The organism is Lacicoccus kunmingensis DSM 17847 (genome assembly GCF_059568765.1).
Genome location: NZ_JCANUC010000007.1, coordinates 71,281 through 90,950, shown reverse-complemented (window position 1 = coordinate 90,950; position 19,670 = coordinate 71,281). Strand labels below are relative to the sequence as shown.

The 19,670-nt window shown below is 42.6% G+C and carries 20 protein-coding genes; 12 read left to right on the top strand and 8 right to left on the bottom strand.

Translation table 11 applies throughout. The annotated features are described in order from the left end of the window. Positions 1-52: 52 nt before the first annotated feature. Entirely contained in the window at positions 53-691 is a 639-nt protein-coding gene (locus BO48_RS08810; protein ID WP_496367075.1) for an HD domain-containing protein, read from the top strand. A gap of 44 nt (positions 692-735) precedes the next feature. Here BO48_RS08810 and BO48_RS08805 read toward each other — a convergent pair whose 3' ends face one another. The 4 genes from BO48_RS08805 to fni are packed head-to-tail and all read right to left on the bottom strand — an operon-like array spanning position 736 to position 5,708. Then, positions 736-2,235: a phytoene desaturase family protein gene (locus BO48_RS08805; RefSeq protein WP_496367073.1), complete on the bottom strand. Its 1,500-nt coding sequence runs from the start codon at positions 2,233-2,235 to the stop codon at positions 736-738. 13 nt (positions 2,236-2,248) lie between these two features. Continuing rightward, on the bottom strand, positions 2,249-3,130 hold the full coding sequence (locus tag BO48_RS08800) for a phytoene/squalene synthase family protein (RefSeq protein WP_496367072.1): 882 nt from the start codon (positions 3,128-3,130) through the stop codon (positions 2,249-2,251). A gap of 11 nt (positions 3,131-3,141) precedes the next feature. Continuing rightward, complete coding sequence (locus BO48_RS08795) at positions 3,142-4,644, bottom strand: phytoene desaturase family protein (RefSeq protein WP_496367071.1); 1,503 nt, start codon at positions 4,642-4,644, stop codon at positions 3,142-3,144. Continuing rightward, a complete protein-coding gene (gene fni, locus BO48_RS08790; RefSeq protein WP_496367070.1) occupies positions 4,644-5,708 on the bottom strand; it encodes a type 2 isopentenyl-diphosphate Delta-isomerase in 1,065 nt (354 codons plus the stop codon). Before fni ends, BO48_RS08795 begins: the two co-directional genes overlap by 1 nt. A 203-nt stretch (positions 5,709-5,911) precedes the next feature. Here fni and BO48_RS08785 point away from each other — a divergent pair, with 203 nt between their 5' ends. Next, entirely contained in the window at positions 5,912-6,367 is a 456-nt protein-coding gene (locus tag BO48_RS08785) for a MarR family winged helix-turn-helix transcriptional regulator (RefSeq protein WP_496367069.1), read from the top strand. A 61-nt stretch (positions 6,368-6,428) separates the two neighbouring features. On the opposite strand, the gene BO48_RS08780 is transcribed toward BO48_RS08785, so the two are convergent. The 3 genes from BO48_RS08780 to BO48_RS08770 form a co-directional block, all read right to left on the bottom strand. Further along, complete coding sequence (locus tag BO48_RS08780) at positions 6,429-6,920, bottom strand: dihydrofolate reductase (RefSeq protein ID WP_496367068.1); 492 nt, start codon at positions 6,918-6,920, stop codon at positions 6,429-6,431. Positions 6,921-7,049: 129 nt separating this feature from the next. After that, on the bottom strand, positions 7,050-7,469 hold the full coding sequence (locus BO48_RS08775) for a pyridoxamine 5'-phosphate oxidase family protein (RefSeq protein ID WP_496367067.1): 420 nt from the start codon (positions 7,467-7,469) through the stop codon (positions 7,050-7,052). A 281-nt stretch (positions 7,470-7,750) separates the two neighbouring features. Continuing rightward, the gene (locus BO48_RS08770; RefSeq protein ID WP_496367066.1) at positions 7,751-8,494 is read right to left on the bottom strand and encodes a class I SAM-dependent methyltransferase; all 744 of its coding nucleotides are present in this window, start codon (positions 8,492-8,494) and stop codon (positions 7,751-7,753) included. Between the two features lie 193 nt (positions 8,495-8,687). On the opposite strand from BO48_RS08770, the gene BO48_RS08765 reads away from it, so the two are divergent. The 9 genes from BO48_RS08765 (at position 8,688) to BO48_RS08725 (ending at position 16,459) form a co-directional block, all read left to right on the top strand. Next, positions 8,688-9,422: an SDR family NAD(P)-dependent oxidoreductase gene (locus BO48_RS08765; RefSeq protein ID WP_496367136.1), complete on the top strand. Its 735-nt coding sequence runs from the start codon at positions 8,688-8,690 to the stop codon at positions 9,420-9,422. Between the two features lie 17 nt (positions 9,423-9,439). After that, a complete protein-coding gene (locus BO48_RS08760) occupies positions 9,440-10,198 on the top strand; it encodes an SDR family NAD(P)-dependent oxidoreductase (protein ID WP_496367065.1) in 759 nt (252 codons plus the stop codon). Between the two features lie 91 nt (positions 10,199-10,289). Continuing rightward, a complete protein-coding gene (locus tag BO48_RS08755; RefSeq protein ID WP_496367064.1) occupies positions 10,290-10,874 on the top strand; it encodes a TetR/AcrR family transcriptional regulator in 585 nt (194 codons plus the stop codon). Between the two features lie 128 nt (positions 10,875-11,002). Beyond that, positions 11,003-11,398 carry a DUF3021 family protein gene (locus BO48_RS08750; RefSeq protein WP_496367135.1) on the top strand — a complete coding sequence of 132 codons (396 nt, stop codon included), beginning with the start codon at positions 11,003-11,005 and terminating at the stop codon, positions 11,396-11,398. 27 nt (positions 11,399-11,425) lie between these two features. Continuing rightward, the gene (locus BO48_RS08745) at positions 11,426-12,106 is read left to right on the top strand and encodes a phosphatase PAP2 family protein (RefSeq protein ID WP_496367063.1); all 681 of its coding nucleotides are present in this window, start codon (positions 11,426-11,428) and stop codon (positions 12,104-12,106) included. Positions 12,107-12,143: 37 nt separating this feature from the next. Then, entirely contained in the window at positions 12,144-12,929 is a 786-nt protein-coding gene (locus BO48_RS08740) for an SDR family NAD(P)-dependent oxidoreductase (protein WP_496367062.1), read from the top strand. 192 nt (positions 12,930-13,121) lie between these two features. Continuing rightward, positions 13,122-14,462, top strand: coding sequence for an MATE family efflux transporter (locus tag BO48_RS08735; protein ID WP_496367061.1), 1,341 nt, complete (start codon positions 13,122-13,124; stop codon positions 14,460-14,462). Between the two features lie 249 nt (positions 14,463-14,711). Next, positions 14,712-14,942, top strand: coding sequence for a hypothetical protein (locus tag BO48_RS08730; RefSeq protein ID WP_496367060.1), 231 nt, complete (start codon positions 14,712-14,714; stop codon positions 14,940-14,942). Between the two features lie 2 nt (positions 14,943-14,944). After that, positions 14,945-16,459 (top strand): sodium:solute symporter family protein, encoded by a 1,515-nt coding sequence (locus BO48_RS08725; RefSeq protein WP_496367059.1) that lies wholly within the window; start codon positions 14,945-14,947, stop codon positions 16,457-16,459. A 50-nt stretch (positions 16,460-16,509) separates the two neighbouring features. Here BO48_RS08725 and BO48_RS08720 read toward each other — a convergent pair whose 3' ends face one another. Then, positions 16,510-18,168, bottom strand: coding sequence for a MutS-related protein (locus BO48_RS08720; RefSeq protein WP_496367058.1), 1,659 nt, complete (start codon positions 18,166-18,168; stop codon positions 16,510-16,512). Between the two features lie 137 nt (positions 18,169-18,305). Here BO48_RS08720 and BO48_RS08715 point away from each other — a divergent pair, with 137 nt between their 5' ends. Further along, positions 18,306-19,496 carry an FAD-dependent oxidoreductase gene (locus tag BO48_RS08715; RefSeq protein ID WP_496367057.1) on the top strand — a complete coding sequence of 397 codons (1,191 nt, stop codon included), beginning with the start codon at positions 18,306-18,308 and terminating at the stop codon, positions 19,494-19,496. The last annotated feature ends 174 nt before the right edge of the window (positions 19,497-19,670 follow it).

Genomic DNA, 19,670 nt, shown 5'->3' with positions numbered 1-19,670 from the left:
GAGTTTTGTATTTTTCGTTTATAGTATGGATATATAAGGAGCTGATTAAGTAATGATAACAGAATTGGATAAAATCATAGTCCCGGACAGTAAGATTATCACTGAAGCACAGGATCTCGTATATGAACACGGTAACGAACTGATTTGGAACCATTCGAACAGAGTCTACCTTTTCGGCGCAGTCAAGGGCGAACAGGACAAGGTAAAATATGATCATGAACTTTTATACATCAGTGCACTTTTCCATGACCTCGGGTTGACTAAACAGTACAGCAGTGACGATCTGCGATTTGAAGTCGACGGCGCGAATGCTGCGCGTCAGTTTTTGGATACCCACAACATTACACCAGACCAGATGCAGCTTGTCTGGGATGCGATCGCTCTCCATACCACACCAGGTGTTGCAGAACATAAGGAAAGTGAAGTGGCGCTGCTTTTCCACGGTGTCGGCATGGATGTCATGGGTGACAATTTTGATCAGTTTTCAGAGGAAATAAGAAAAGCTGTCACTCAGAAATTCCCGAGAAATAATTTCAAAGACGATATTATCGAAGCATTCTACAACGGCATCAAACATAAGCCTGAGACCACTTTCGGCAACATGAAGGAAGATGTCATCAAACATTTCCAGCCTGACTACTCGAATCCGAATTTCTGTACATGTATCATCAATTCCAAATGGGACAGCTGAATGAGATAAGATAAACCGCCTGAGCCGGCGGTTTATTTTATTTATTATCTTCTTGTCTTCTTATCTTCCTCAGCAATCATCTTGCCAACTTGCTGGCCGCTCAAAGTAACCATGGGCATACCGCCGCCAGGATTGACAGTTCCTCCGGTGAAATACAAATTACTTATATGCTTTGATTTTTTTGGATGTTTGAATCCTTTATTTTTTTTACGGTCTGACAAAGTTCCGTATATCGCCCCGTGGTCTGATCGGTACATATTTTGTATATCATGGGGGGTAAGCATACATTCGGTGACAATATGTTTTCGCAAGTCTGTCAGCCCCATTCCCTCAAGCTTGATTAAAACCCTTTCCCGGAATAGAAGATAATCCTCTTTTGTGTATTCTTTTTCCTGAATGGGAGGTATATGGGGTAATATCTTCAGATTCTCATTTCCGGCAGGACTTTGGGCAGCGTCCGTCTTATTGGTATTTACAAGGTAAATTGTCGGATCCTGAGGCAGCACTTTTTTATCAAATACTTCTTTATAGTTCCTTTTTGAATCTTTGGAGAAAAAGAAGTTATGATGCTCCAGCTGCGGATACTTTCTGTTTACGCCCAGGTGAAGAACAAGACCTGAACTTGCCGGTTCAAACCTTCTGCTCTGTTTTTCCATATCCTTCGGTGGTGTATCCAGTACATGTCTGTAGAAAGGCAGAACTTCCATATTAGAGACATAGTAATCCGCAGTCACTTCAGATCCGTCCCCGAGTACTAGATGCCGTATGCTGCCGTTCTGTGTAATCGCTGTTTCAACAGACTGGCTTGTATGGATTATTACCCCGATCTCTTCAGCCAGCCGGGAAATGCCTTCTGCAAGATGATGCAGACCGCCTTTTACATACCAGACACCCTGTTCATATTGCATGTGCGACATCATATTTAAAACGGCAGGAGCATTGTAGGCACTTGATCCGACGTACTTGATGAAATACCCCAGCATATCTCTTAAATAGGGATTGCTTATCCGTTTGTTTATACCTTGCTGCATCGTTGAAAAGTAATCGAATCCCCTGAGTGCAGATAAAGGACCGTAGAACTTGATAATGGACTTGATGTCATCCAGACCTTTTTCAAAATATCCCGGCAGGGTCATACGGTCGATGCCTCCCGCATATTTTAAAAATCGTTCATATTCTTTGATGTCTTTTTTGGTGAAATTCGGATTCTCTTTTTTCATACTGTTAAGGTCATTGTATAAATTGATGATCTGTCCATCCGGAAAGAACGATTTCCACTGGAGTTCCAGTTCTTCGATTTCCACATATTCAGACATTTTCTTACAGCTTCTTTCAAATAACCGTTCAAAAATATAAGGCATTGTGAGCAAGGAAGGGCCGAGATCAAATCCAAAGCCATCCTGCTCCTGTCGGTTCAACTTACCGCCCAGATGGTCATTCTTTTCATAAAGCTCCACATCAAAACCATTTTGTCTAAGAGTGATCGCCGATGAAAGTCCTCCGAGACCGCCTCCGATAACAATCACTTTTTTTGCAGGGGACATGTTCTTCCTCCCATCAATTTTCCAATGTTTTTAAATTTTCACTGACTTCTTTTTTTATTTCCATCTTCCGTTTGACGGATACAAAATTACGCCTGTTAAAACAATCATAATCATTATTTCTGACTTCCGCTAAAATTTCACGGTACACGGACAACGACAGCAGAAGGGGCAGGCGCGCCTCTTTTTTGTAGTGGATGATTTCATTGTGAAAATCATCATACAGTGCTTCTGCTTCCTTGGCCAAATGTTCCCATACATTGATGAAAGCTTCATTCAATTCACTGCTTTTCAGCTGCTCATGGGAATATTCGAATCGCTTCAGTACCGACCTCGGTATGTAGACCCTGTTGTGAATATCAATATCCTCTCCGACATCCCTCAAAATATTGGTAATCTGCATGGCAATCCCAAGATTTTCGGCATTTTTCTGCCTTTCCAATGTCCTATCTTCAGAGATGATCGGCAGGAGGAGCCTGCCGACAGACCCCGCGACTTTACGGCTGTATTCAATCAGATCTTCGAAATTCTCAGGCTGTGTGAAATGAACATCCGACTCCTGGCCGTCGATTTGTGTATACATCATGGAGATATCAAGATCATATCTGTTTCTGACGTCATTCAGAGCACGCCACATCGGTGTATCGGTTATATTACCTTTACAAAATCCATCCAGCTCCACTCTCAATTCATCCAGATTTTTCATCGCTTCTTCCTTACTGTCAGCTTCATCAATCGCGTCATCAGCCATCCTGCAGTATGTATACACTGCATAGACCGCCCTGGCATCATCTTCAGGCAGTGCGGAAAAAGCATAGTAAAAGCTTTTGGAATATTTTTTTATAACCGATTGGCAGAATTTATAGTCACTCTTTAATGTGGGTCCTGAATTATTCATAATCTTAACTCCTATATATTGCTTTCATCTTTTAACACTTCACCGACTGCGATTTTTGAAGACAGCAGTACTATCGGCACCCCGGCACCGGGATGGGTGCTGCTTCCCGTAAAATATAAATTATCGCAGTGCGTGGCCTTACTTTGCGGTCTCAGATGCACGCTTTGGGTCAGCGTCGGCCTGAGCCCGAATGTTGCACCATTGTATGCGTTATATTGATTTTCGAAATCCAGTGGTGTAATCATCGTTTCAGTAACGATTTTCTCCTCAATATCAGCCATTCCCGGCAGATTTTTAAGTTTCGAAAGCATTTTTTTCCTGTACATCGCGGCAACTTCATCGGTCCACTCATACTTCATTGTTTTCAAGTCTGAAATCGGCATCAGGACATAGATTCCGTCCTTGCCTTCAGGTGCCATTGATTGCTCTTTTTTAGATGCGATGTACATATAGAGGGATGGATCTTCGATGGTCTCACCGTTAAAAATCTGTTTGATATTCGTATCCAGATCTTCAGAGAAGACAAAGTTATGGATATTTTCTATTTCAGGATATTTTTTATCCATGCCCAGATAGAGTACGAAGCAGGAACATGAGTAATCCATGCCATCAATTTTTTTATCTGTGTATTTGCCCTTATACTGCGATTCTTTGATCAGGTTTTTCATGGCATACGGAAAATCGGCATTACACATCACCAGGTCTGAATGCCTGATTTCCCCGTCCAATAAAACACCGGTCGCCTTCCCGTCCTCGATGACGATCTGTTCAACTTCGGAGTTGAATTTGATTTCACCGCCGAGTTCCAGGAACAGCCGCTCCATTGCGGACGCCATTGTGTGCATACCGCCTTTGATGAACCAGATGCCGTATAAAAACTCGATCATGGGAATGATTGTATACAACGAGGGGCCTTTGGCAGGGGAAATGCCGATATACAGAGTTTGAAAGCTGATCATCTGCCTCATGCGTTTGTCTTTTATATACTTTTTAAGTAGATTTTCAGCATTATTCAAAGTTTTCAGCTTTAGCCCCTGACTGATGATGAATGGATTGTAGAAATCTTTTGCATTTCTGAAAGGACGCTGGAGGAAGTGATCTTTGGCTATATTGAAGCGATGATACAAGTCACTCAAGTATTTTAAGAAACCGTCTGCATCCTCACTGCTGATACTCTCGAACATTTCAATATTTTTTACCAGGTCGTTGGAAACTTCGTAACGCACTTCTCCTTTGTCAAAATAGCTGCTGTACATCGGATCGAGGCGTTCCATGGGAATATAGTCATCAGGATCTCTTCCCGCTTCTTCAAACACGTCCCGGTAAAGTTCAGGCATCATGACAATTGTCGGTCCCAGGTCGAATTGATAGCCGTCCAACTGAATCCGGTTCATCTTGCCGCCGGGCAGATCATCTTTTTCTATAATAGTGACCGCGTATCCTTTATTTTGCAGACGGATGGCACTTGCCAGGCCTGCTACACCTGCGCCTATGACCGTGACTGTCTTTTTCATCATATCTTCCTCTCATTCAAAACAAGCTGCCGCTGCTCTGCCCATGATAAAAGCTCCTGTCCGAGAACCAGTGGACTTTCCTTTAAATCTTCGATTTTTGCCGCATTGACCATCACGGCAATCCTTTTCATCTGGTTATGGAAACTGTCTACATATTTGATCGTTTCATCGATGCCTTCTTCTTCCACTGATTTCAGCAGCACCCGTGACATTCCGACGCTCTTTGCTCCAAGTGCCAGGCACTTCATGGCATCCAATGGAGTCTCGATTCCACCGCTTGCCATCACTGATATTCCGGACTGAAAACTTTGAGACTCAAGCAAGGACCGTACTGTGGAAATACCCCAGTCTCCAAGATATGACATATCACGGTTTTTTCTGCGTGCATTTTCTATCTTCGCAAAATTTGTACCGCCTTTGCCGCTGATATCAACATGCCGGACACCAAGATTTTTTAATGACTGCAGAGTCTCCCGGCTCATCCCGAAACCAACCTCTTTGACTATGACCGGAACATCCACGTGCTGTATGATACTTTCAATGTTTGTCCTCCAGCTCTTATAATTTCGGTCTCCTTCGGGCATGATCAGTTCCTGAGGCGCATTGATGTGCACCTGCAGTGCATTCGCATCAATCAGTTCCACGGCCCTCACGGCACCTTCCAATGAAACATCCGCTCCGACATTGGCAAAAATGATACCTTCCGGGTTGACTTCCCTAACTATACTGTAGGAATCAATCAGTTCCTCATGCTTGATTGCGGCATGCATGGAACCAACTGCCATGGGAATATTTGCTGCTTGAGCTACTGCACCTAATTTTCTATTGATTGATTTTGTCCACTCACTGCCGCCTGTCATGGCGTTTATATACAATGGAACCGGAACATTCATGTCTGCTATCGTTGTTGAGAGATTAATTTCATCCAAGTTTAAATTGGGGAGGGAATGATGTAGGAGGGTGACCATGTCAAAATCTGAGATGACTTCGCCGGGTGTCTGATTCATTGCATGTTTCACATGTTCATTTTTCCTTTGACTCCGCTGATGAATTTCTTTTTTCATATAGGAAATCTCCTCTGTTAAGAAATTTATTTAAAATAGAAATAAATATGTGAGTATCATAAACTAGTACTGTAATTCATTTTGGATTAATATAGATATATAAAAGATATAGCTTATTTTCCATAATTAGTTATTTATTTTTATTATAAAGATATTTATTTCAAAGTCAATCGTGCAAGACTTAATATAGGGGGGGATGAATAATGTTACCAGCCGAAAGTATTAAAATTGCAGATCAGTTGTGCTTCTCGGCATATAATCTCAGTCGCCTGTTTGCAAAATTTTATGAGAGTGCTCTGTCCAAATATAATCTGACGTTCACCCAATATCTGGTTCTGTCAATTTTATGGGAGGATGAGGAGCCTCAGACGCTGCATTCCATCGGAGAAAAATTAAGCCTGGGCAGCAATACGCTTACGCCTTTACTCAGACGACTGGAAGATTCCGGCTGGATTACGCGTCAGAGACTTGAAACTGACAAACGGCAGCTGGCTGTATATCTGACCGAAAAAGCAGAGAATGAACGCGACCCAATATCTGAAGAAATCGCGAGATGTGTTTCTGATGATGTGAACATAGAAGATTACAAAGCGGTTAAACATGTGTTGGAAATGCTGGAGGTCTCTATTAAAGATATGATAGAAGTAAGCAAGGAATAACATGACATTTCCTTCATCAAAAAAACACACACGTTAGTATAACGTGTGTGTTTTTTAGTTTCTATTTCCTTCGCCACAATTCATATGTGTGTTCGTATTTATTCTTATCGTCTACAGGCCCTTCCTCTGTTTTAACGCGTTCAAACGGTTCATAATCAAAGTCCTTCGGAAAGTATGTGTCGCCTTCGAAAGTGTCATGGATGACTGTCCTGTATAATTCATCCACCTCATCTTCAAATATTCTGAATAAAGACTCACCGCCGATAATATATAAATCCTCACCGTTCTTTTCTTCCAGCTCCAAAATCTCTTCTTTGGAATTGACAACGATGGCACCCGGCGCATCATAGTCCTTTTGAGTGGTCAATACGATATTGCGTCGCCCGGGTAACGGCCTTCTCGGAATCGTCTCGTAGGTTTTCCTTCCTGTTACCAGGTCCCCGCGCATCGTCACCTTTTTAAAGAAGGTAACGTCTGCCGGTAAACGCCATGGCAGTTCATCACCTTTACCAATCAATTTATTTTCATCTTCAGCCCAGACAAATGCCAGCATTCAAATCTCTCCTTGTCTATAAAAGATAGTCATAGTTCTCTTTACCCGAAATCCTCACGATTAATTTCGAACCCGGCCGCGCCTGCATATAAAAAGAAAGCGGGAATGAACCCACTTTCAGCACGGTTTTTACAACGACAGTTCTACATTTTCAAATTCATCGTCATTCATGATTTTGATTGCCGTCGGGTTGATTTTAAGCGCCACCAGATGAGGGTTTTCTTTATTATCGAAAAAGTCCTTGTCCTGATTTTCCCACAGCCAGTTGATTGTCTCCTGATCTCTGATGACTTCAATTTCACCGTAATATTCTACAAACGCGTGATTCTTTTCATCGTGGAAACCGAGCAAAACAAAGCCCTGCGGGTTGTCTTCTATCTCATCAAACTTCGGGGATTCATCACTCGTTTTGGCATAAAGTGTGATGCCGTCATTGTAAAACCACATATAACGAGCGTTCGGAACATTGTCTTTTGCTGTAGATAATATACCAATCTTGGAATCATCCAATATTTCAGTAATACGTTCTATCGCTTTTGATTGATCCATAAATCTCACCTTCTTATATTGATATGTTCAATATATATACCACTAAAGGTGATTCGTAAATCATTTTACAAATAAAGACCGAAGGACCGATTTGTGCGTGTCGAAAGCGGTTTTCAAATCGGATTTTGCAGTCTGAAGCGATTTGCCATTGCCAAAAACGGTACTCAAATCGGAATCGATCCCCGAAAACGATTTGCCACTGTCAACTTCATCAACCAAATCGGAATCGGTCTCGGAAAACGATTTGTGAGCATGAAAACCGGCATTCAAATCGTTTCACGTTATTTCATGATTTTAATACGGTACGACATACATTCTTCCAGTGACGCGTTTTCCGAATATCTCATACTTTCATAGTCCATCGCACCATTAGGAAAGTAAGCCATCACTTTCAGACCCGCCTCTCGGCACATTTCGTGAATCTCTTCCGGCGTGTAGCATCTCAAATACTGGGTCTGCCCAGCTTCACTCTGACCATCCTTCCACCATGTATCCATCATGATGTTCTCTTCATAATCATAGGAATACCTGCGGATGATATCAGGGTTGTTTGACGGGTCGGGACGCATCTCGATGCCATCTGCCTTCTTCCAATGCTCCGGCTGATAAATATCAATCAACGCACAGCCGTCCTCGCCGAGCCACCGCTCAATATTGTTAAGCAGTTTCAATTGATCCCCATCAGTTCCCACCCCGAAACCATCAATATAAATAATCGCATCAAATGTATCTGTGATTTGAACATCATAAAAACTGCCGTGAATCATCTCAATATTTCCCGGGTTATTTTTCTTTGCCGCTTCAGCCATCTCTTTAACGAGTTCCACTGTCGTCATACGGCTGACATTCCGCGACATCACACGTGCCAGGCTGCCGTCCCAGGACCCCAGTTCCAGCATTGAATCAATCGGTTTACCGATCTGTTCCAATATTTCATCTGACTGCATTTCATAATACGACGCATCAATCGCACTCATGCTTCCATATTGCATTTTATAAAATTCATCTGCCCATTTACTTTTCATTTTAAATACTCCCGTTATTTAATATGCGGTAAATCGGTCTGACTTCAGATTCCTCGTCCCCATAAAAAAGCCTCCTAAAAATCAATTCACTTTTCAATCATTATACCATGCATTTTTATATTATTTATCCTGGTTCTATGATATAAATAAAGTAACAACTATTTTACTAAGTGTAAATTAGACAGGAGGAATAATAATGAGGTTAGAGAACAAAGTCGCAGTCGTTACAGGTGCAGCACAAGGTATGGGTGAGTCCCATGCACGAAAACTGTTAAGTGAAGGGGCCAAAGTTGCCATCACAGATTTAAATGAAGAGAAGGGCAGCGCCCTCGCTGAATCTCTTGGTGAAAATGTACTGTTCTTCAAGCACGACGTAACGAATGAAGATGACTGGAAAAAAGTCATCGAAAAAACTGAAGAAAAATTCGGTCCGGTGAGCATTTTGATCAACAATGCCGGAATCAGCAGAAATAAATCCATCGCTGAAACAACAATGGACGATTATATGAGCATAGTGAACATCAACCAGGTATCCGTATTCCTCGGTATGAAATATGTTCACCCCTCAATGATTAAAGCCAAAGGCGGATCTATCGTCAACATTTCATCCATCAACGGAATCGTCGGCGGAGCGATCGGCTACACAGATACTAAATTTGCGGTCCGCGGCATGACTAAAGCTGCTGCCCTGGAATTCTCAAAAGATAATATCCGTGTAAACTCCGTCCACCCGGGCGTAATTGAAACGCCGATGGTCAGAGAAGGAGATTCATACGAACTGATCAAAGAGTTTGCGAAATCAATCCCGGCAAAAAGGATGGGACAGTCTGAAGATGTTACCAACCTGGTACTGTTCCTCGCTTCAGATGAATCCAACTACTCGACAGGTTCTGAGTTCATCGTCGATGGCGGATTGACTGCACAGTAAAATCAAAGGAGAAAACTATGAGACTAAAAGATAAAGTAGCGATTATTACAGGCGCAGCAGGCGGACAGGGCGCTGTCGAAGCGAAACTATTCGCACAAGAAGGCGCAAAAGTTGTAGCAACAGACATGAATGCTGAAGGTGTCGAAGCCATCGTCAATGAAATCAAGAACAATGGCGGGGAAGCAATCGCTGTTAAACACAACGTCACTTCTCATGAAGATTGGGATAACGTTGTGAAACAGGCAGTTGAGCATTTCAGCGCCATTCACATTTTAGTGAATAATGCAGGCATCACGGGAGAAATCCAGCAAAACATCGAGAATATGACGATTGATGATTTTGAAAAGATTATGGAAATAAACGCCAAAGGCCCATTCCTTGGCACTAAAGCAGTAATAGAGGAAATGAATAAAACTGATGGGGCAAGTATCGTAAACATCTCTTCTTTATCCGGTATTTACGGCATTGGAAATCCGGGATACAACGCTTCCAAAGGTGCTCTCAGGGCAATGACAAAAAACATTGCACTCGACTATGCGAAACATAATATCAGAGTGAACTCTGTGCACCCCGGATCCATTGAGACGCCGATGATTTCACATATGCTCGATGCAAATGACGGTGCCGGCCGCAAAGCCGCACTTACGGGCATCCCTTTAAATTTCATCGGTGAATCGGAAGACGTCGCTTATGCTGTCCTCTTCCTTGCCAGTGATGAATCACGTTATATCACCGGTACAGAGATGGTCATTGACGGCGGTTCTTTACTTCAGTAACTTAATATAAAATAATCAGCCCGGTCCAATTCTTACAAAGGTCCGGGCTGTGTTATGATTATAGTTATTAATTTTAAAAAGAGGGATAATCATGGCCAAACTTGACCCGAGACAACATCGTTCAAAAGAAAGTATGTATGATGCGTATCTGGATTTGCTTGCTGACAATGAAGCCATCATATCTGTCCGGCAGTTATGTACAAAGGCAGGCATTACTCGCCCGACCTTTTATAAACAGTACAGTGATTTAGAAGCTCTGCGCCTCGATATCCACAATAACCTGCTGTCCAAACTGAAAAAGGCGCTCACGATTAACAACCCCATCCCGATGGCTGACTATGAAGCTTCAAACGACCTTCCGGAAAATATGGTTTTATTATTCAAACACATATATCAGCACCGCTATGCCTATGAAATACTGCTGGTTGATCATCCCGATGCATTATTCATCAACGATGTTAAATCCATCATCAGACAATTTATCATTGAAGGGATACGGTATTCAAAAGCACAGGACCGGCTCGTACAGGTTGATCGCGACTTCCTCATTTCATACATAACCGGCGCCTATACCGAAACAATTTTATGGTGGATAAAGAATAATTACAGCATGACGGCCGAAAAAGTTGCAGAAAGTTTATTCAAAATGGCTTTAAAAGGGCCGTCTACGAGTTAATACGACGCATCTTTTAATACAATCTTCCGGTAGCCTTTTAAATTATGGGCTACTTTTTTTATGTATTGATGGTTATAATATAAGACAAATACAAAATTGTTATATTATTCAAATAAAGGAGGGGTCTTATCAGTTTATTCGTACGGGGGTTTGTCAGAGGCGCTGCACTGTTCTCTATTTTTGTGCTTTTGTCAGTATGGAGCCTCTTTATAGGCCCCGCTGAATATGTAAGAATCTTTCTTTATTACGGATTTATCACTTTATTTTTAGGATTTGGCAGTGTGATCTTCCTCATTCCTGATTGGAATCTTCTAAAACAAACCGTCATACATTATATCGCTATGCTGCTCACGGTTTTCCCGCTTCTTCTGATCATTAATTATGATACCTTAACGTTTACAACAGACATACCGGGTTCTTTTATCATCTTTAACATACTAATGGGGGGCGTCCTTCTGTTTACATACTCACTTTCCAAAGCCCTTAAAATGTTCAGCGGTAATCTATATAATAAAGAGAGATAAGCTCATTCAAGTTAAAGGAGCGGAATAATGGCTAAAAAATTTGGTTTTACAGGGATGATCTTCTTAATATTGTATTCCGTCATCACCTGGAGTGTCATTGCAGATTTTGAATGGGTGCAAAGATTTGATTACGCACTCATTGCCCTCATTCAGGATCAGGTTACAGAGAGCGGGGCAGGGTTTGTATCCGTTACAACAGATATTGCCGGCTTCTTTGCTGTCTTCATACTGACTTTGGCTGTTGTTTTGATGCTGTTGATTAAAAGAATGTACATCGCAGCTTTATGGTTCGGGCTCACAGTTTTAATATTCGCTTCATTTTTTATGGATGCCATGAAAGCAATTATCGGCCGTGAACGGCCTGACCTGATGGTCATCACCACCGAAACTTCAATGAGTTATCCAAGCGGTCATTCGATTGCTTCAGTCATACTCTACGGCTTTGTCGGACTGGTACTCATACTGCTTGTAAAAAAGCTCTGGCAGAAAATCGTCATCGGCGGTATTGCAGGCATAATCATACTATTTGTCATGGCTTCAAGAATATATTTAGGCGTTCACTATCCGTCCGATACAATCGGGGGACTCACATTCGGTATGGCGGGGATATTTATTTCAATCAGCCTTTACCAGCTGGCACTGCCAAGAATTAGAAACTGGATGCGTCGTAAAAATTGGCATGATCACAGTCCTGATCTACTAAAATAAACACCCATATTATTTAAATATCAGAAGGGATGAAATTATGAGATTAAAAAACAAAGTAGCCATCGTCACCGGCGGTGCCCAAGGTATCGGCAGAGGGATCGTTAAATTATTTGCTGAAGAAGGTGCAAAAGTCGTCATAGCAGATGTTAACAGCGAGTCCGGTGAACAGGCAGAAATAGAATTTACTGACGAAAAACTTAAAGTCGCATTTCATAAAACAGATGTCGGCAATGAAGATGATGTAAGAAGTCTGATGAAGTTTACTGCTGATAAGTTTGGCAGTATCGATATACTTGTTAATAATGCTGCGGTCAATTATCGCAAAGCAGTACATGAGACGTCATTGGAAGAGTGGAACAATCTGATGAACGTCAACTTGACCGGTGCTTTCTTATGCAGCAAATATGCGATTCCTGAAATGCAGAAACTGAACAGCGCCTCAATTATAAACATTGTTTCCTGGCATGCTGAAACGACGATTACAAGACTTGCTGCATATGCCAGTGCCAAAGGCGGACTGACTGCACTGACACGCCAGATGGCGCTTGATTACGGCAAGGATCAGATTCGTGTGAACGCTGTCGGCCCGAGCACTGTCGATACACCCATGCTTGAAAAGACATTTGCAAACCTGGATAACCCGGAAGAAGCCATGGAACAGTCACTTGCATTCAATCCCATGGGCCGTTTCGGCAAGGTGGACGATATTGCCAAAGCCTGTCTGTTCTTCGCTTCGGATGATTCTGCATTCGTAAGCGGCCAGACGATGATGGTGGACGGCGGCCAGATCAACAAAGTGTCCCGACCGATTTCGTTCGACTAAAATTTAATATTTATTGTTGAAACCTCATAATAGTCATTTTGACTGTTATGAGGCTTTTTATTCTATCTATAAAACCGTCCGTGAATGAAGACAATGAGTTGATATATGACTCCGCTGTAATCTCCAATCTAGTAATAAACATTCATCATCTTTATAATATATATTAATGATTATTGATTGGAAGGTGACGAAGTGGCTAAAAATACGCAGGATTTCACTCGGGGACCTATTCTGAAACCTTTAATACTGTTTTCAGGACCGATCATGCTGACCAACTTGCTGCAGACATCATTCCAAATCGTCGACAGCTTATGGGTCGGTAATATTCTCGGGGCAGAAGCCCTGGCTGCAGTCAATATTTCAACAACGATTCTCGTCACTGTACTGTCCTTTGTACTCGGGCTGAACAATGCCGCTTTAACAATCCTTTCCCAGCAGTACGGGAGACGTGATGAAGCGGGGCTGAAAAGTTATTTAAACGCTTTTATCGTTGTTATGACGGTGATGGCTGTCGGCTTTGGCATTCTCGGTTACATATTCTCTGCCGAACTCCTCATGTTGCTCGGAACACCTGAGGCAATTTTGGATCAGTCACTGATATATCTCCAAATCAGTTTTTTAGGCATGTTTTTCCTGTTCGCCTATAACTTCATCAATACCGTTTTAAGGGCGCTCGGTGACAGTAAAACACCGATGAGAATCGTTCTGATTGCTGTTGTGCTGAACGCAATTTTAGCACCGGTACTGATGATTATTTTTGAACTTGGAATTGTCGGTGCGGCGTTCGCGACGGTCGCTTCTCAGGGAATCGCATTCTTATACAGTGTTTATCATTCCATGAGATACAAGCTGATTCCTTTCACTTATCCGGCATTGCCGAAGTTCTCTGAAGTATCACTGATCTTAAAACTGGGGGTGCCTGCCGGTCTGCAGATGGGTGTCATCGCCGCAGGTTCCGCTGCCATTTTAAGTGTGGTCACAGCTTTCGGCGGGCAGACGGTCGCTGGATTCAGTGCTGCACAGAGACTTACCAGTCTGATTACGCTGCCGGCAATGGCACTCGGAACGGCGGTGAACAGTATGGCCGGACAGAATATCGGTCTGAACTACTGGATCCGTGTAAAAAGCATTGCGAAATATGCGGTAATATATAATCTGTCCATCATGGTCGCTGTTGCCGTCGTCATAATGATTTTTGCAGAAACCGGCATACGGCTGTTCATAGAGGAACCGGAAGCTGTAGAATTTGGCGCAACCTATTTAAGAATCGTCGCACTATGTTTTCCGTTTCTCGGCATCAATTTTGTACTGAATGGTATCGTCCGTGCATCAGGTGCAATGTTCCAGGTGCTTGTACTCAACATTATTTACTTCTGGGTACTGAGATTCCCCCTGACCGAGCTATTTTCATCATGGTTCGGCCCGGACGGCATTGGTATGGGCATGGGCGCGAGCTTCATTTTAAGCAGTGCCTTTGCCTACGGCTACTACAGGTTTGGCAAATGGGACAAAAAGGTGCTTTTCAACGATTGAGGACATGTTGTACGACAATATTGACATCACAACTAAAACTTCACGGTCTATCTTTAATTAATAAAATAAAAACCGCTGTCTCTTATAAAACAACTGAGAGACGGCGGTTTTTCAATTTTTAAATTGTGTAAACGAATTCTTATGCTAAATATTCAGAAAGTATAGAAAGTTGAGTTAAATAGTGGTAATGTATCGATAATTGTCTTTTATTCAACAATAGTTTCGACATTAAAGAGTAGGAGTGAGAAAATGAAAGAACCGATTAAAAATTATAAAGTATGGCTTGGATTTCTTGTTATCTTCATAATGCTGACGCCCTGGTATTTTCCATCCGGAGGAGCGGCTGTACTTATCTTTGGTGTCCCGCTCTGGGCACTGATCATTCTTGTAATGAGTGTTGTGTTGTCGCTTTATATCACATATGTCATCAGATATCACTGGGAAACAGATGATGAAGAAGACATTCAGGAGGAGGAATAGCTATGGAGATGGATCTTGCTTTTTCCGGGATGTCAGGCATTCTGATCATGTTGTTTTACGGCCTGATCATGCTCAGCATCGGTATCATTACATATATGAGGAATAAGAACGTACACAGCAGCCTCGACGAATATTATCTGGGCGGACGCGGTCTGGGTACAATGGTGCTGTTTTTCACTTTCTTCGCCACCCAGTACAGCGGTAATACCGTTATCGGCTATTCTGCGGAAGCATACCGCGTAGGATACGCAAACCTGGTTACAATACCGTTTTTTATTATGATCATATTAGTTTATTTGAGCTTTGCGCCGCGTATGTACAAGCTGGGTAAAAAACATAATATCGTTACACCTGTTGACTGGCTGGAAATGAAATTCAAATCCAAGGCGGTGTCGGTGCTTGCTGCGATACTTATGCTGTATGCACTGGCCAACTTCCTATTGGAACAGCTGGTGGCCATCGGGCAGGGGGTCGCCGGACTTACCGGCGGGACCATTCCTTACCAGGCAGGCGTTATCTTTTTTATAATTATTATGGTGGCTTACGGCTGGCTTGGCGGTATGCGCTCTGTCGCCTATACGGACACGATGCAGGGCATCGCTTTACTGGTCGGGGTATTCATGTTGTTTATCGGAACGATTGTTTACTTTGGCGGCGTGCCTGCTGCGGGGGATTACATGCAGACTTATTCCCCGGAAAACCTCGGGGTGCCTGAAGGCGGAGGACTGGTCAGGTGGAGCAACTTTCTGATTCTTGTGGGAATTGGTGCTGCCGTCTATCCCAACGCCATCCAGAGAATATTTTCCGCTAAAAATGAACGTGCATTGAAACGTTCATTCACACAGATGGCATGGATGCCATTTCTGACAGCAGGTATTGTGTTCTTTATCGGTATTATGGCATACACTGCCTATCCGGACCTTTCTGTCGCCGAATCAGAGCAGCTGGTCGGCATTATGGCAAGCACCATTGCCAACCAGAATATTATTTTCTATATCGCTATGGTTCTTCTGTTCGGAGGAATTATTGCTGCGATCGTTTCAACAGCTGATTCCGTATTGCTGACATTCTCATCCATTATTTCAAAGGATATATACGGCAGATACATCAATCCGGAAGCTTCTGATAAAAAGAAAATACATGTGGGTAAAATCATCGGCGTCATCGCAGTTGCATTCCTGCTGATTATCGCATGGAACCCGCCGGGCACACTGTACCAGATCTTTGTGCTCAAACTGGAAATACTCGTACAGGTCGCACCGGCAATCATACTCGGCCTCTACTGGGAACGCAGTCATCCGAAATCCGTTTTTGCCGGTATGCTGGTCGGAGCAGTCGTTGCAGCGGCCTTCACTTTCCTCGGTCTTACACCGCTTGGCATATTCAGCGGCGTCTGGGGGCTGATGATCAACCTTATCATCTACGTCGGCGGCAGTCTGATATTCGGCACTGTACCGGCTAAAAAGAAAGAGACTGCGTTAACAAGCAATGAAGCTGCTGAGCCAACGAGAATGTAATCATAAACCAGCCATTACTTCTGAGCACCAGAATGTAATGGCTGGTTTTTTTATTTAATAGAATTTGCAGCACCCGTAGCTGTTTTACTTTTCGCCTCTTTATACACTTCTTCAGGGAACTCATACAATCTCAGCAGTTCTATCGCATTCGTAGTGGAAGAGACGCCCTGACGGATTTTATAGTCAAAATAAATTTCATCATCAATCAGATTTTCCCTGAAATGATAGAACTCAAGCTCATCCGCCATCAGTCCGGTTAATTCCAGGTCATGGGTCGCAGCAATCAAGAAGACTTTCTCACTGCCATTCAAATACCTGAGCAGAGATTCCGCCGCTGCAACGCGCTCCACAGTATTCGTCCCTTTGAATACCTCGTCAATGATGCAGTACAGATTGCCTTCGAAATCTTCCGTTTCATCAATAATCCGCTTCAAAGATTTCACTTCACTGATGAAATAACTGTCTCCTTCTATCACACTGTCTGTAATATCCATAGAAGAAATCACTTTACCCGGCTGATATTCAAAATGCGTACTCGTCGAAGTGTCCAAACCATTGCTGAGAACGACATTGATTCCCAGCGCCTTCATAAACGTCGATTTCCCGGAGGCATTCGATCCCGTGAGCAGTATATCTTTATTGAAATCCAGGTCATTCTCAACCGCTTCTGTCACCAATGGATGATAGAGATCTTCCACCTTGATGAATGAGTCATCCGCCTTTTTTGGAAAACAGTAGTAGGGGAGCGTTTCCCGCCACATTGCGACACTGTAATTCACATCAAGCGCCGAAACATAGCGCCAGCCGGCTTTATACAAGTCATGGTTTTTATTCAACGATTTAATAATCGCATGGTATATATGGTAATCAATCAGGAGAAGACTCTTCATCATGACAAACAGCTGAATCGCTATATTCATCTCGCGTGCACTGTCATCATTGACGAATAAAGGACTGAGTAAAGACAGCCGCCTCAACCCTTTACGGTTGTATTCCGGCTTCAGCCGGCCTGCAGTAACAATGATGTTCAGCGCGTAAAATATATCCGTGTAATCAAACCCGGTGGAGCTTTTATGCTTCTGCGAAATATACACGTTTGCAGCAAGCCCGGTGATTATCGCCAAAAGCGCAATCATCGGATTAAATATAAAAAGAAAAACACCGATGACCGGCAGCAGTGACAACACTATGTATAAAGGTTTATATTTTTGTCCGGGCGAAAATTCATACATGAATTTGCTCGTATCTGAATTTTTATATTTCCCCAGCATTGCGAGCCGGTAGGACAGCTGCTCCCGGAAACTGACATCATGCTTGATATCTTCTATTAAACCTTCATCGATAACGTCATCTTCAGTCGAATTACGCAGTGAAGCATACAGCAGCTCATCACCGATGGTCGTAAAAGTGAAATTCGTCTTATCAATCAACTGTCCCAGGTCCAAATCGCTCCATGTTTCATCGTCTACGATATTTCTGTCATCTGTATCTTCGTTTTCCAAAATGTTGACGAAGTAATTATGATAGTAAACAAAAGAGTCCTTTTCTCCTTGAAACGATACTTTTCTGTCCCATAAGGTTTTGATACTTTTTCTTGTTCTGTAAATTTCATTGAGCTTTAATCCGAGTGAAATGAATATCATTAAACCCAGTACAATGAACAGTAGATATTGTGTCTCGATATGAACCACCTGTTTCTTCAGAGTCATTGATGCATTTATATTTATTATACATAAATATGGGGTTGTCACCTACACGATATTATTTAAATTTGTATTGGAAGGGAATAACCCCATTGATATTTACATGTGAATCGTATCTTTTTTAAATGGAGTGAAGTGATTATATGGAGGATAAAATCATCATAATCGGTGGCGGCACAGGCGGACTTGCCATGGCTCTTTTCCTCAACAGGGCAGGAATCAAAAGTGAAATATATGAAAAAGCTTCAGAATTCAAAAATGTCGGTGCCAGTTACGGGCTGCACCGCAACGGTGTCCATGTCATGCAGACGCTTGGACTGGAAAAACAGCTGAAAGAAAACAGCCACGAGCTTTCCCGTTACGTCTTCAAAGATACATCCGGTGAAATCGTTTTGGACAGTGAAACACTTGATATCGACTCCTCGATTTTTGACGATATGATCTATATCTCCCGTCACCACATGATTGATATTCTGTATCAGGAAGTACAGCGGCAGGGGATTGAAGTTCATTTTTCAAAAGAACTTTCTTCACTGGAACAGGATGAGAGTTCCGTTACGGCTTTTTTCACTGATGATAGTGAAGCCACCGGGAGTCTGCTGATTGGAGCGGATGGTACAAACTCCAAAACGAGGCCGCTCATTTTTCCTTATGAACCGTTGAGATACAACGGCATATGGGCTGTGTTCGGCATGGGTGTTTCAGGAGAGATTGGCGACGCAGAAAAATTTCTGGAACATGATTATATCGCAGGTTATTTCAAAGATGATTTCAACATGACAATTTCCAAACACCATCCGACCGACGGGGAAAGGCTTTCTTGGATTTTTATACAAAACCAGGACAGAAAAGTGCCTAAAAAATACTTCGAAGAAAAACCTGAGGATGCGTTCAGAAAAGAACTGGCTGAGAAATTTAACGATTTTAAAGAGCCGATTAAAGAACTGATTTTAAAAAGCAGCACTTTCTCTCCTCAGCACGTATTTAATGTTGGAATGCTTCCCACATTTTCTTTCGGCAGAGTCGCATTAATCGGCGATGCCCTTCAGACTACCGATCCATATTCAGGCATGGGGACGACACTCAGTCTCGAGGATGGCATGTATCTGGCCAGAATGCTGAGAGACCATTCGGATTACGAAGATGCTTTCTATTATTATGAATATGATAGAAAGGATATCGTACGTCAGGTTCACAAGGAAACAGAAAGAATGAAAAACCTCGGGCTCGATGACTATGAACCCTTCCTGAAAGGGGAGTACTCAGATAAGGAGGATCCGATGGACAACTTTATGGCGGATATGACTAAAGTATATTGGGAAGAATACGAGTAATCCAAATGCATGCGCTAAAAACAATATTGACCCCGTCGGCACGTTGGCCGGTGGGGTTTTTATTCTTGAAATTTTCAGTCTCTTTAACCTAAAAGGTTTGATTCTTTTTCCGACTATGTTACTATGGTTTTAATTCATACTTACATAGTAGGCTATATATTGAGGATGGTGTAT